The organism is Streptomyces sp. NPDC058662, from assembly GCF_042716255.1.
GTDB lineage: Bacteria > Actinomycetota > Actinomycetes > Streptomycetales > Streptomycetaceae > Streptomyces.
Window position 1 is genome coordinate 1 of the sequence record NZ_JBHXRU010000018.1, and the last position, 12728, is coordinate 12728.

Consider the following 12728-nt stretch of genomic DNA (forward strand, 5'->3'; position numbering starts at 1 on the left):
CTCGGTGTTGTTTTTAATTGACAGCCCCGGGCAGCTTGTAAAGGGGGCCCGGGGCCTCAGCACTGCCCGCCCCCACCCCACCCGGGAGGGAAAAGGCAGGAGCCCCGCCGTTCTGCTCGCGCAGAGGGGACGGGGCTCCTTGGGTACTGCTATCCAACCGCGATTAGGTTGGCCCAGGCGACTAGGCCGGGGTGACGTTCTCCGCCTGCGGGCCCTTCGGACCCTGCGTGACGTCGAAGTTCACCGTCTGGTTCTCCTCCAGGGAGCGGAAACCATTGGCGTTGATCGCGGAGTAGTGGACGAAGACATCCGGGCCGCCGCCGTCCTGGGCGATGAAGCCGAAGCCCTTTTCAGCGTTGAACCACTTCACGGTTCCGGTAGCCATGAGCCCTCCTATGGGCCAAAGGGTCGCCCTGCTCCAGAACCTGCTAAGAAGTCTGAAAACTACAAAAGCCTGCGGGTCACATTCTCCGCAGGCCTCGTACTGCAAGGGAAACCGAACTGCAACTTGCGGACGAGCCTAGCACGCACCCCAGGGGTCGGGCCAGAGGTGAAGATCACGTCACTCGGACGTTTGAGACCCGTCCGAACGCTGACGCCGAGCCGGGGGTTAGTCTCGCGATGTGGACGTCTACCGCAGCCGGCCCCGCGTCGGCCACATCCAGTTCCTGAACTGCCTGCCCCTCTACTGGGGGCTGGCCCGAACCGGCACCCTGCTGGACCTGGAGCTGACCAAGGACACCCCCGAGAAGCTCAGCGAGCGCCTCGTCCAGGGCGAGCTGGACATCGCGCCGATCACCCTCGTGGAGTTCCTCCGCAACGCGGACGAGCTCGTCGCCTTCCCCGACCTCGCGGTCGGCTGCGACGGTCCGGTGATGTCCTGCGTGATCGTCTCGCAGGTTCCGCTGGAGCGGCTCGACGGCGCCCGCGTCGCCCTCGGTTCGACCTCCCGGACCTCGGTACGCCTCGCCCAGCTGCTGCTTTCCGAGAAGTACGGCGTCGAGCCGGACTACTACACCTGCCCGCCGGACCTCGGTCTGATGATGCAGGAGGCCGACGCCGCGGTACTGATCGGCGACGCCGCGCTGCGCGCCTCCCTGCACGACGCCCCCCGGCTCGGCCTGACCGTGCACGACCTCGGGCTGATGTGGAAGGAGTGGACCGGGCTGCCGTTCGTCTTCGCCGTCTGGGCCGCCCGCAAGGACTACCTCGCCCGCGAGCCCGCCGTGGTGCAGAAGGTCCACGAGGCCTTCCTCGCCTCCCGGGACGTGTCCCTGGAGGAAGTCGCCAAGGTCGCGGAGCAGGCGGCCCGCTGGGAGGCCTTCGACGCCGAGCTCCTGGAGCGCTACTTCACCACCCTCGACTTCCGCTTCGGACCCGACCAGCTGGCCGGCGTACGGGAATTCGCGCGCCGCACGGGACCGACGACGGGGTACCCCGCGGATGTCTCCGTGGAGCTCCTGCGGGCGGCCGTCCCGGAGCACTGACCGGGTTTACCCGCAAGCGGTTCCTTGTTTATCCGGCGGTGGCCCCAATCGTCCGGCACGGGCGAATATGTCGTATCCCGGGAATTGGCGCTCCTTTCGTCTTCCGGCGTCCCCGCGCCCGAATGCCCGCGGGAATGGCCGGGAAGGCCGGGGGCGGCTGTTCCCGGCTCCCCGCCCAGCGACTAGCCTCGGTTGATCAGCGAGGACACGGTGGGCGGCGGCGCGGCACGCGCCGAGGGTGAGGGGACAGGTCATGCGAGTCCTGGTGACGGTCGTACACGGGGGCACAGCCCCGCAGGACGTCGTGATCGACGCGGACGAGACGGCGACGGCGGGCGATGTGGCGCAGGCGGTGGCCTCGGCCTTCGACGGCGCCCGCCCCGCCCGGACCGCCGGCGCCCGGGAGGTGGTCGTACCGCTGCACGCCGGGTTCGCGCGGCAGGCGCCGACCGGCCCGGCCCTGTGGGCCGACGGGTACCGCTGCGAGCCGGGGACACCGGTCGCCCAGATCCTGCGCGACGGCATGCGGGTCTCCGTCGACGACGCGATCGGCCCGCTGCTGCGCCGCGGCGAACCGGCCGGGCGCTACGAACTGCGCATCGCCGCCGGCCCGGCCTCCGGCCGCGTGGTGCGCCTGGGCGTCGGCGCGGCCACCATAGGCTCCGCCCCCGCCTGCACGGTCGCGGTGCCGGACGGCGGGCTGGCGCCCGTCGCCGCGCGCGTGACCGTCGACGTCAAGGGGAACGCCACCCTCCAGACGCAGCAGACCGAGCACACGACAGGGCTCCTGCTCGACGACGAGGAGGTGCAGGGCGAGACGCCCTGGCCGCTGGGCGCCGTACTGCGGGCCGGGGAATCGCTGTTCGTGCTCGACCACGTCACCGAGCCCGACGCCCACCTGTCCGCCACCGGCGAGGGCGGACTCGCCTACAACCGCCCGCCCCGGCTGTCGCCGCTGCGGCCCCGGCCGCGGGTGGTCGTCCCCGTCCTGCCGTCGAAGTCGGAGCGGGCCCGCTTCCAGCTGATCGCGGCCTTCACCCCGATGATCTTCGGTCTGGTGATGTTCGCCGTCACCAAGCAGATCTACATGCTGCTCTTCTGCGCCATGACCCCGATCATGATGCTCGGGCAGTGGATCAGCGACAACCGCGAGGGCAAGAAGAAGAACAAGAGCTCCCTCAAGCAGTACAAGAAGGACCTCGCCGCCTTCGAGGCCGAGCTGCTCCGCCTGGGCAAGCAGGACCAGCAGCACCGCCGGGCCGACAGCCCCGACCCCGCGCAGGTCCTGCTGTTCGCCACCGGACCGCGCCGCCGCCTCTGGGAGCGCCGGATCACCGATGTGGACGCGCTCCAGCTGCGCGTCGGCGTCGGCGCCCTGCCCGCCGACGTGGACCTGGCCATGGCCCGCGGCGGATACGCCGAGGACAAGCCGGAACCGCCGCTGCTGGCCGACGTACCGGTCACCCTGCCCTTCGCCGAGCTCGGCGTCATCGGCGTCGCGGGCGACCGCCCCCGCGCCCTGTCCACCGTGCGCTGGCTCGCCGTACAGGCCGCCGTGCTGCACAGCCCCCGTGACCTGTCCCTGGTCGTCCTCTCGTCCGTCCGCGAGGCGGGCGCCGACTGGGCGTGGGCCCACTGGCTCCCGCACGCCACGCCCCAGCTCGGCCAGGACTGCGTCGCGCTCGTCGGATCCGACTCCGAGTCCATCGCCAAGCGCGTGAACGAGCTCCTCAACGAGCTGGCCCGGCGCAAGGCCGCCCGCGAGGACCACAGCTCCCTCAGCGGCGGCATGGCCCCCGAACCGTTCGTCGTACTCGTGCTCGACGGCGCCCGGCTGCTGCGCCGGGTCCCCGGCGTGCCCCAACTGCTCCAGGAGGGGCCGGGCTACGGCATCTTCGCGCTCTGCGTCGACGAGGACGAGCGGGTCCTGCCCGAGGAGTGCGCCGCGGCCGTCGCCTGGACCTACGAGTCGCCGACCCGGGTGCGGCTGCGCGGCGGCGGCCTGGAAGCCCTCGGCGAGGTCCTGGCCGACCAGGTCACCGCCGACTGGTGCGAGCTGCTCGCCCGCTCCCTCGCGCCGGTGCGCGACGTGAGCCGGGACGACGCGGGCGGCGCGCTGCCGACGGCGGCCCGGCTGCTGAACCTCCTCGGCATGCCCGACCCGACGGGCACCGACATCGAGCGGATCTGGCGGGCCGGCGGTTCGACGACCGCCGCCCCCATCGGCGTCGCCGCCGACGGAACGTTCACCCTCGACATCCGGCGGGACGGCCCGCACGCGCTGGTCGCCGGCACCACCGGCGCGGGCAAGTCCGAGCTGCTCCAGACGATCATCGCGTCGCTGGCCGTGGCCAACCGCCCGGACGCCCTCAACTTCGTCCTCATCGACTACAAGGGCGGCAGCGCCTTCATGGACTGCGCCCGCCTCCCGCACACCGTCGGCATGGTCAGCGACCTCGACGCCCACCTCACCGAACGCGCCCTCGCCTCACTCGCCGCCGAGCTCCACCACCGCGAGACGATCCTCTTCAACGCCGGCACCAAGGACATCGAGGACTACAACGACACCCGCAAGCTGCGCCCCGAACTGGAGCCGATGCCCCGCCTGGTGCTGGTCATCGACGAGTTCGCCTCCCTGGTCGCCGAACTCCCCGACTTCATCGCCGGGCTCGTCGACATCGCCCGACGGGGTCGTTCACTCGGCGTCCACCTGATCCTCGCCACCCAGCGCCCCGCCGGTGTGGTCAGCGCCGACATCCGCGCCAACACCAACCTGCGCATCGCGCTGCGCGTGACCGACGGCACCGAGTCCCAGGACGTCATCGACGCCTCGGACGCCGGCGCCATCGCCAAGTCGACCCCGGGCCGCGCCTTCGTGCGGTCCGGCGCGCAGTCCCTCGTGGGCGTGCAGTCCGCCCGGATCGGCGGCCGGCGCCCCGCCACCGGGAACAGCGGCCCGAAGGCGAGCCTGATCCCCCTCACCTGGAACTCGTACAGCCGCCCCCTGCCCCGGGCGGCCGACGCGAACGACGACGGCACGATGGTCACCGACCTCGCCGTGCTCGTCGACGCCGTCCGGTCCGGCTCGGACGCGATGGGCTTCCCGCCGCCGCGCAGCCCGTGGCTGGACCCGCTGCCCGAGCAGGTCACCCTGGAGGACCTGCCCCCGACGGACGGCCGGCACGCGCCGGGCGAGGTCCCGCCGATCGGCTACGCGCTCACCGACCTCCCGGCGCAGCAGGCCCGCGCGGCCTTCGCCCTCGACCTGGTGGGCGGCGAGCACACCATGCTGGCCGGCGGCGCCCGCTCGGGCCGGTCCACCGCGCTGCGCACCCTGGCCGGCGCGCTGGCCCGCGGCAGCGACCCGGCCGAGGTCCACGTGTACGGCATCGACTGCGGATCGAACGCCCTGCTGCCCCTCGTACGCCTCCCGCACGTCGGCGCCGTGGTCAACCGCGACGAGCCCGACCGGGTGCGGCGGCTCATCGAACGCCTGCTGGGCGAGATCGGCAGGCGCCAGCAGCTGCTCGCGATGGAGGGCGCGTCGAGCGCCGCCGAACAGCGCGCGGCCGCCGCGCCGCAGGACCGCCTGCCGTGGATGGTCCTGCTCCTGGACAGCTGGGAGGGCTTCGTCGGCGCCTTCGAGGCCTACAACTACGGCCAGCTGATCGAGATGATGCAGCGCATCTTCCGCGAGGGCTCGGCGGTCGGCCTCAAGGTCGTCATGACCGCCGACCGCAGCGGCCTCAGCGGCATGGTGGCCTCCGCCTTCGTGGACCGCCTCATCCTGCGCTTCGCCGACCCCAACGACTACGCCGTGGCCGGCATCCACCCCCGCGAGGTCCCGAAGAACATGGGCCCGGGACGCGCGCTGCGCATCACCGACACCGGCATCGACGAGACGCAGATGGCGCTGCTCGACCCGGACCCGTCGGGCCAGACCCAGGTGCGCAGGCTGCGCGAGATCGCGGAGGAGGTGCACGCCCGGTACGGCCGGGTCCCCGCGCACCGCCGCCCGATGCGCGTCGACGCCCTGCCGCCGCGGATCACCGCGGCGGAGGCGCTGGCCCTGGACCCGGACTTCACCCCGCCGTCGCCGCTGTGGGCCCTGCTCGCGGTGGGCGGCGACGAACTGGCGCCGCTCGGCATCGACCTGGAGGAGGCCGGCCCGGGCTTCGTCATCGCCGGCCCCCCGAAGTCGGGCCGCTCGACCGCCCTGGTGTGCGCGTCGGAGTCCCTGCTGGCGGCCGGCACCCCGCTGATCCTGATCACCCCGAGGCGCTCGCCGCTGCGGGAGCTGGAGGGGCGGCCCGGCGTCCTGGGCCTCCTGAACGCGGAGAGCCGCGAGGACGACCTGTCCGACCTGGTGGAGCTGGCGGAGGGGCGCCCGTATGTGGTCGTCGCCGACGATGCCGAACTGCTCTACGACACGCGGCTCGACGAGGCGCTGGAGGCCCTGCTGCGCAAGGGCGCGGACGGCGGCCTCGGCCTCCTGACGGCCGGTACGACGGACGCGCTGAACTCGCAGTACCGGGGTTATGTGACCGCGGCGCGCAAGTCCCGCAACGGACTGCTGCTGACCCCGCAGAGCTCGCAGGACGGCGAGATGTTCGGCCTGCGCCTGCCGTCGAACACGGGCGGCGGCTCGGCGGGCAGCGGCCTGCTCGCGTCCGGCGGATCGTTCATGCCGGTGCAGGGCGTGATGCGGGGCTGACCCGGCCGCGGCCGGGGCGCGCGGGCGGAACCCCGCACGGGCGCCCCGGTCCGTTCGTATGCTGATCCCGTCACGGCGCGACAGCGGGGGAGGCTGCGATGCAGAGAACGGACGTACGGGTGCACGCCCGGGGGCGGGTGCCCCACGACGGGGCCCTCCGGGCCCGCGAGGAAGCCGACCCCGTCCCCACCAGGCAGAAGTGAGCCGCGCGATGCCCTCGTACGACAGTTCCCGCGCCCGCTTCCGCCTCGCCGACCGGCACCTCGGCGTCCTGGCCCACCTGGTGGACGGCGAGACCCCGCCGGAGGAGCTGACGCCGTCCATGGGCGAGCTCCAGGAGGTCGGCCTCGTCGGATCCGAGGGGGAACTGGCACCCCTGTTGCGGGAGTTGCTGGACACCCTGGCGCATCCGCTGACGATGGTCCAGGTCGAGATCACCGGGGAGCACGGACCTGTCGACCACGGGATCGTGGTGGGTCCCGAGGCGGTCGTGTCCTTCGACTCGTGGCCCGGCGAGGACGAGGCGGAGTACGTACCGGTCGAGCCCGGCATGCTCGTGTGGGAGCTGTCGCGCAAGATCAACCTGCGGCGCGGTGAGCGGGACGCGGCGATTCCCGAGATCACCCGGGTCGAGACGACGATGGGCACCCTGGACGCGGTGTTCACGGCGCTCAACGAGACGGCGGCGGCCGGCGGTGAGGAGGCCGTCCGGGTCGCGGCGCGCGGGGCGGCGACCGGCGCGGACCCCGGGCTGACCGGCCCGGCCCTGGAGCAGTTCCTGGACCTGGTCCTCGCCCTGAACGCGACCTGGCGGGTGACCACCGCCTGGGACGGCCGCCACGAGGGCGAACGCGCCACCATGGTCCGGGCCCTGGCCGCATGGGACTGCGGCCCGCTGGGGTACTGGATCCGGGAGGCCCCCGAGGAGCCGATCATGCCGGGCCAGGTCACGCCGGCCAGCCCGCTGCGGGTCGTCCGGTCCACGCCCGGCGAGGTCTGGGAGAAGCTGACGGACCTGCTGCCGGACAAGGAAGACCTGTACCTGGGGCAGTGAACGCTAGTCGAACGGGTTCAGTCTCTTCAGCTTCTTCCCGGTCCAGTCCGCGGCCTTCTTCGCGCCGTCCTTGATCGCGGGCCAGTTCTCGACGATCTTCGCGCCTCCGTAGATGACGCCTGTCACCACCGCCGCGCCGATCGTGATGGGGGTCGGGGCGATCATCGCGGCGGTCAGCGAGGCGTTGAAGCCGACCTCGGCCCAGTCGCCGATGTACTTGGCCTTGTTCTCCTTCCAGGCCTGGCCGTGGTCCTTGTCGACGGCGTTCCACAGACTGAACCCGGTCGCCGCCACACCACCGACCACGCTCGCGCCGCGCAGGAGGCCCGCGGTCTTCGCGGCCGCTCCCAGGCCCGCGCGGAACGGCGAACCGGCGGGCGCGCCGGGGACGGCGTTCACACCGCGCTGGAGCGCGGCCGCGTTCCCGGCGACGCGGAACAGGTTCGCCTGGCCGGCGCGGGTCACCGCCTGCCCGGAGTGGGTCGTCCCGCCGAACACCTTGGCGGCCGTGTCGGAGCCGACGACGAAGTCGATGGCGGCGTTGACCTTGGTACCCACGACGGGCGACGCGCGGAAGCGGTCCCAGCCCATGCCGAGCAGGTCGCCCCGCACGTTCGTGGTGCCCGGGACGCGCGCCGCGTCCTGGTAGGCGGCGCTGTTCGCGAAGAGACCGCCGAGCCGCGAGGGCATCCAGCTGCCCGGCGCGGACACGGACCGGATGGGAGGGGTCCATTTGACGAACTTGTTGCCGCTCCAGCGGACGAGGCCGACGCCCGACGACCGCAGCATGGCGCCGATCCGGATCCGCAACGCCCTGCCGGAGGTGGTGTTCACGTGGTTGCCGATCAGCACGCGGGTCAGCGACGTACCCGAGATGCTCACCACGCCGGCGGCCAGGGCGACGCTGTGCCAGTCGCCGAAAAGACCCACCAGCGTGGCGATCGTCTCCTCGTGCAGCGGCATGCCGGGTATCTGTTCCAGGGCGTGCGCCGTGAGCCGTTCGAGGTAGTCGTGGACGGACTCGTCGGGCCTGCGCTTGAAGTCGTACGCCTTCGGATCGTCGCTGGCGGCCACCGAGTTGGCCAGCAGGAACACGTCGGGCGTCAGACCGTCGCCCTTGTAGTTCGCCAGCTCCTCCGGCGAGAAACCGGCCCACAGCAGGCCGGCCTGCGGGTCACCGTCCTCCAGGCGGGCGATGGTGGCCCGCTTGCGGAGGTCGGGCGCGGTGTCGTTCGCCCAGGCGCGCAGCGGTTTGAGGGCTCCGAGCTTGCTCGTCACGCCCAGCGAGGTTGCCCGTGTGAACGCCTCGTCCACCTTGTCCCGTAAGCCTCCCCGGCCGTCGATCAGCTTCGCCAGCTGATCCAGGTCGTCCGGATTCGCCTGTCGCATGGAGCCTCCCCCGAGAACATGCTGTCGATCAATTGATCGTATGCGGCAGGATGGGCCGCCGGGGCTCAACAGGAGGGAATCGCATGGTGTTCGGGAAGAAGAAGCAGGCGCGGCCCGCTGTCGATCCGGGGCCGTGGGAGCGGATTTCCACCTTCACGGTCGGAACGGTCACGCGGAGCGCCGTGCGGGCGGCGAAGCGCGGCGAGGGCCCGCTGGCCGTGCGCGCCTTCAGCTGGGTGGCGGGTGACGTGGAGCGGACCCCGTTCCTGTACGTGGTCCCGGTCGAGCCGCAGGCTCCGCCGCGGGCGAAGGGGTTCCGGCTGTACGCGACCCCCGACGCGGCGGGTTCCCCGGTGTGCTCGGTCCTGCCGGACGCGAAGGCCTCGGGCCGGTACCGGGTGAGCGACGCGGAGGGCGGCGAGGTGGGGGCGGTGGTCCGCACCCCGGTCGCCAAGCGGTCGATCCAGCACGGCTGGTGGCTGGAGGCCCCCGGCCATCCCGAGATCGCGGCCCGGTACCACTGGGCCGAGGGCACGGCCTCGGACGTCGGCGGACGCGCCGCCTTCCAGGTGGTCAAGGTCCCGTACCTGGTGCTGGAGTCGGTGGTCACGATGGGAGGTTCCAGCGAGGGCGGCGACGTTCCCCCGCCCAAGCCGGCCGCCTGGCGGTCCGGGGACACCACGGTGATCACGTCGGAGAGCCAGTTCAACGCGCGCTGGTACACCGTCCAGGCGCCGTGGCTGGACCGGCGGCTGGGCTTCGCCCTGGCAGTCCTGCGCGACGGCAACCGCAAGCCGGCGGAGACGACATAGTCCCGCGTGCCGAGCGGCGGAGGGCCGGGGGCCGGCTCCGTCCACCGCTCGGCGGCGCGGTCTAGTAGGCGACGCCGGTGGCCTTGGCCAGGGCGGTCAGGAACCCCGTACGGTCGTGCGTGGCGATCCTGAGGCCCCTGCCGTCGCGAGTGGTGAGCACCACGGTGTCCATGCCCATCGGAACGGCCCAGCCGCCGCCGACCAGCCGCGGTTCGTTCCACTCCGTCTCCCGCAGGCCGGGGATCCCGTCGATGGTCGACGCCGATACGGCGTAGCGGGTGGCTATCCCGGGAACCGCCTGCTGGAGCGCCACCTGGACGGACCCCGGGTGGATGGCGTCCAGGGGGTACCGCTCACGGCCGACGCGCAGGATGCCCTGCGCGGGGTCGATGCGGATGCGGTGGTAGACCCGCTTCGAGATCGGCACCCCGAGGCAGGGCAGCAGGAGCACCAGGAACAGCGCGGACACGGCGAGCCACGGCCCCGTGTCCTCGGGGACCGAGTCCACGCCCATGGCGACGACGCCGGCCAGGTAGAGGCCGATGCAGATCGCGGACCAGGTCTTCGGGAGCTTCTCGACGTACATGCGGCTCTCTCGTTCCTCTCGGGGCGGGTCGGCTCGCGCCTACCGGTTGACGGCCTGGATCTCCTGGACCGTGACGTCCTGGCTCGTGCCGAACGTCCCGCTGGGGAGGGCGCCGCCCGCACCCGTGGAACTGCTCCACTCGACCTTCCAGGTCACGGTGGCCCGGAGCTTGTGCGGGGCCTTGCCGGCCGTGGACCGGAGGTAGGTGACACCGCAGGGCGGGTCCTGGTTCGCCTTGTCGGCACTGAACGGGGCGCCGATGCTGCCGTCGCCGGCGATGGCGCAGACGCCGCCCGCCGGGTGGACCCGGGCGTCGGCCGTGCCGGGGTCGAGCCTGAGCGACACCGGGGTGGCGGTGGTGGTCGCCGACAGGCCGGAGTTCGGGATGCTGGCGGTCACGGAGACCGGGCGGAACGTCGACTTGTCCAGCCAGGTCCAGGTGGGCAGGTTCACCGTGGACTTGTCACCCGGCTTCATGGTGATCGTCGTGTCCGGCAGGCGCAGCTCGTCGTACGCGTACTCGGCGAGGACCTGCGGGCTGACGGCGAGGGGCTCCGCGGGGGTCTGGCCGTTCGGCACCCAGAAGGGCAGCTTGTCGCAGGACGTCGCCGCGGGGTCGTCCTTGCGCTTGGGGTTGACCACGGACGCCCAGAACATGCCCTTGCCCTCTTGGTCCAGGTTGTAGTCCTTGTAGGGCGTGCCGTCCTTGTAGTACCCGTTGAGGATCGAGGCGAAGGCGTCTCCGAACAGCGGCAAGCCGTCGATGGCCTTGACCGTGGACTCGATCTGCTTGGGGGAGAAGGCGGGCTCGTACCAGCAGGCCGGGGGCGTCCAGTTGCTGTCCTCGGAGCTCAGCGTCCCGGTCTTGGCGGACCCGGCCCGGCCCGGGGTACTGACCTGGATCTTGGTGGTGGCCGTGATGTTCTGGCCGCTCTTGCCGCCGCTACCGGTGCCGCCCTTGGACCCGCCGGGCCCGGCCGCGTAGGAGGCCGAGGGAACGACCGCCAGAAGAAGTGCGGAGACCGCTCCTATGGAGGCGGCAAGTACGTCGCGCCGGACTACTTGGTGCATGACGCCGCCCCCCGCTCCGAGAAGCCGGTCACGCTCTGCCAGACGCCGTTCTCGCTCTTGACCAGTCGGTAGTTGTACAGGACGAAGTGGTCCTTGCCCTGGGACTGCTCCTTGTGCGGCTTGCCCGTCTTACGGTCCGTGTTGACGGCCTTGGTCTCGTCCGCGCAGTAGACGAGCGTGGCGGTCTTGTCGTCCACGAGGTTCACTCGTCGGTCGAAGTACCTCGTCGTGCCGGTGAAGCTCATTCCGGCCTCGACGAAGCTCCGCACCCACTGACCGGTGTCCACGAGGACCTGGTCCTTCTCGTACACCCGCAGCGCAGGCGCGCTCGGGTCCCCCTTCAGGATGGCATCGCTGACGGCGTCGACGCGCCGCGCGTCGTCGGCGAGCACCTCGTCCTTCTTGGGGTCCCCGGTCTGGGCCCCCTCGAAGACGTTCTTCACGTCCGCCGGCAGGGTGATCTTCGGGCGCTCCGCACCCGCCGGCGCGGGCGCGGTGGGGGACGTGGAGGCGGACGACGTGCCGTCCACACCTGGGATGTTGTCGTTCGCCGCCGGCTGGGCGTCTCCGCCGCACGCCGTCATCGTCAGGGAGAGCGTGGCCGCAAGGAGGCCGAGGCCGACCCGGGTTCGCGCATGCATAGTTGACATCCGTAACGTCTGTTGCGACATCGGTCATGGGTTGATCGGACAATGGCATCGTAGCCACGCACGCTGACAGCCCCGACGCCCGGGAGCCCGTTCGCGAACCGTAAGAAACCAACCCGGGCCTGAGGGTGGGGAGCAGTCCGGGCCGTCGATATGCTGAGCCGGTCCACGAGACAGCGGGGGAGGCTGCCATGGGTAATCCTGAGGTCCAAGAGCTCAACCAGCGCGCCGGAGCGCTGAGGTCGCTCGCCGACCACATCGAGAAGATGATGGACCAGCCGCGCGACTTCAGCACGGGGCAGATGAAGACCTGGGAGGGTCCCAACGCCACCGACGTGCGCGGCAAGTTGAGCACGTGGAAGACGACGTGCGGAACGGTCGCGAAGAGCCTCCGCGAGGAGGCCCAGCAGAGCTCCGATCAAGCCACGGAGCTGCAGAAGCAACCGAAGACGTGACCCACGACGACGGGGCGTCCACCTGAACCAGGTGGACGCCCCGTCGTTGTGAGACTTCCGATCCGCAGGACGGATCAGGTGGCGCGCTCGATGTTGTCGGCGCTGGTGGACGCCGACTTGCTGGCGTCGTTGAGGGTGTCGACCCACTTGGAGAACGTACCGCGGGCGTTCTCCCAGTCCTGGCGGAACTGGTCCGACTTCGGACCCTTCCAGTAGCCGGTGCTACCGGACGTCGACGAGTTCAGGTCACTGATCAACGTCTGCAGGTCGCCCGCTCGGCGGCTGAACAGCTTGGACAGTTCCCTGAGCTGCTTGATATCTGCGCCACGATCCATGGCGGCCCTCCCCGTGTAACTGTGAACGACGGACGTTCCGTTCGCACCAACGGACGCTATCGCAACTGTAAGCGAAAAGGATCCCCCTCCCGAACACCCATCCGTGACTATGCTGAGGCCGCAAGGGCCGGGCAGGAGGGCTCCCACCGCCTCCACAGGGTGTCGGTGACCGACGGAA

At 71.4% G+C, this 12728-nt stretch carries 11 protein-coding genes; 5 read left to right on the forward strand and 6 right to left on the reverse strand.

What is annotated here, in order from left to right:
• Positions 1-181: 181 nt before the first annotated feature.
• The gene (locus tag ACFWUQ_RS09620) at positions 182-385 is read right to left on the reverse strand and encodes a cold-shock protein (protein WP_384535214.1); all 204 of its coding nucleotides are present in this window, start codon (positions 383-385) and stop codon (positions 182-184) included.
• A 238-nt stretch (positions 386-623) separates the two neighbouring features.
• On the opposite strand from ACFWUQ_RS09620, the gene ACFWUQ_RS09625 reads away from it, so the two are divergent.
• The 3 genes from ACFWUQ_RS09625 (at position 624) to ACFWUQ_RS09635 (ending at position 7255) form a co-directional block, all read left to right on the forward strand.
• Positions 624-1487, forward strand: coding sequence for a menaquinone biosynthetic enzyme MqnA/MqnD family protein (locus ACFWUQ_RS09625; RefSeq protein WP_384535217.1), 864 nt, complete (start codon positions 624-626; stop codon positions 1485-1487).
• A 253-nt stretch (positions 1488-1740) separates the two neighbouring features.
• On the forward strand, positions 1741-6201 hold the full coding sequence (locus tag ACFWUQ_RS09630) for an FtsK/SpoIIIE domain-containing protein (protein ID WP_384535219.1): 4461 nt from the start codon (positions 1741-1743) through the stop codon (positions 6199-6201).
• A 211-nt stretch (positions 6202-6412) separates the two neighbouring features.
• Positions 6413-7255: a hypothetical protein gene (locus tag ACFWUQ_RS09635; protein WP_384535377.1), complete on the forward strand. Its 843-nt coding sequence runs from the start codon at positions 6413-6415 to the stop codon at positions 7253-7255.
• Positions 7256-7258: 3 nt separating this feature from the next.
• Here the strand turns inward: ACFWUQ_RS09635 and ACFWUQ_RS09640 are convergent, their stop codons facing one another.
• Positions 7259-8644, reverse strand: coding sequence for a PE-PGRS family protein (locus ACFWUQ_RS09640; protein WP_384535221.1), 1386 nt, complete (start codon positions 8642-8644; stop codon positions 7259-7261).
• 83 nt (positions 8645-8727) lie between these two features.
• Here ACFWUQ_RS09640 and ACFWUQ_RS09645 point away from each other — a divergent pair, with 83 nt between their 5' ends.
• On the forward strand, positions 8728-9456 hold the full coding sequence (locus tag ACFWUQ_RS09645) for a hypothetical protein (RefSeq protein WP_384535224.1): 729 nt from the start codon (positions 8728-8730) through the stop codon (positions 9454-9456).
• Positions 9457-9517: 61 nt separating this feature from the next.
• Here ACFWUQ_RS09645 and ACFWUQ_RS09650 read toward each other — a convergent pair whose 3' ends face one another.
• Genes ACFWUQ_RS09650 through ACFWUQ_RS09660 form a run of 3 tightly spaced genes read right to left on the reverse strand, consistent with a single transcriptional unit; the run spans position 9518 to position 11754 of the window.
• Entirely contained in the window at positions 9518-10042 is a 525-nt protein-coding gene (locus ACFWUQ_RS09650) for a hypothetical protein (protein WP_384535226.1), read from the reverse strand.
• A 39-nt stretch (positions 10043-10081) separates the two neighbouring features.
• Positions 10082-11113, reverse strand: coding sequence for a hypothetical protein (locus tag ACFWUQ_RS09655; protein WP_384535228.1), 1032 nt, complete (start codon positions 11111-11113; stop codon positions 10082-10084).
• A complete protein-coding gene (locus ACFWUQ_RS09660) occupies positions 11101-11754 on the reverse strand; it encodes a hypothetical protein (RefSeq protein ID WP_384535231.1) in 654 nt (217 codons plus the stop codon). Before ACFWUQ_RS09660 ends, ACFWUQ_RS09655 begins: the two co-directional genes overlap by 13 nt.
• Positions 11755-11951: 197 nt before the next feature.
• Between ACFWUQ_RS09660 and ACFWUQ_RS09665 the strand changes: the two genes are divergently transcribed.
• A complete protein-coding gene (locus tag ACFWUQ_RS09665; RefSeq protein WP_384535234.1) occupies positions 11952-12215 on the forward strand; it encodes a hypothetical protein in 264 nt (87 codons plus the stop codon).
• Between the two features lie 74 nt (positions 12216-12289).
• Here ACFWUQ_RS09665 and ACFWUQ_RS09670 read toward each other — a convergent pair whose 3' ends face one another.
• Entirely contained in the window at positions 12290-12550 is a 261-nt protein-coding gene (locus ACFWUQ_RS09670; RefSeq protein WP_384535236.1) for a WXG100 family type VII secretion target, read from the reverse strand.
• Positions 12551-12728: the final 178 nt, after the last annotated feature.

What these genes read in the sequence shown, in the direction of transcription:
- ACFWUQ_RS09670 (WP_384535236.1), bottom strand. Translation starts at nt 12,550, where the DNA reads ATGGATCGTGGCGCAGATATCAAGCAGCTCAGGGAACTGTCCAAGCTG.
- ACFWUQ_RS09620 (WP_384535214.1), bottom strand. Translation starts at nt 385, where the DNA reads ATGGCTACCGGAACCGTGAAGTGGTTCAACGCTGAAAAGGGCTTCGGC.
- ACFWUQ_RS09645 (WP_384535224.1), top strand. Translation starts at nt 8,728, where the DNA reads ATGGTGTTCGGGAAGAAGAAGCAGGCGCGGCCCGCTGTCGATCCGGGG.
- ACFWUQ_RS09635 (WP_384535377.1), top strand. Translation starts at nt 6,413, where the DNA reads ATGCCCTCGTACGACAGTTCCCGCGCCCGCTTCCGCCTCGCCGACCGG.
- ACFWUQ_RS09655 (WP_384535228.1), bottom strand. Translation starts at nt 11,113, where the DNA reads ATGCACCAAGTAGTCCGGCGCGACGTACTTGCCGCCTCCATAGGAGCG.
- ACFWUQ_RS09640 (WP_384535221.1), bottom strand. Translation starts at nt 8,644, where the DNA reads ATGCGACAGGCGAATCCGGACGACCTGGATCAGCTGGCGAAGCTGATC.
- ACFWUQ_RS09665 (WP_384535234.1), top strand. Translation starts at nt 11,952, where the DNA reads ATGGGTAATCCTGAGGTCCAAGAGCTCAACCAGCGCGCCGGAGCGCTG.
- ACFWUQ_RS09650 (WP_384535226.1), bottom strand. Translation starts at nt 10,042, where the DNA reads ATGTACGTCGAGAAGCTCCCGAAGACCTGGTCCGCGATCTGCATCGGC.
- ACFWUQ_RS09630 (WP_384535219.1), top strand. Translation starts at nt 1,741, where the DNA reads ATGCGAGTCCTGGTGACGGTCGTACACGGGGGCACAGCCCCGCAGGAC.
- ACFWUQ_RS09660 (WP_384535231.1), bottom strand. Translation starts at nt 11,754, where the DNA reads ATGCATGCGCGAACCCGGGTCGGCCTCGGCCTCCTTGCGGCCACGCTC.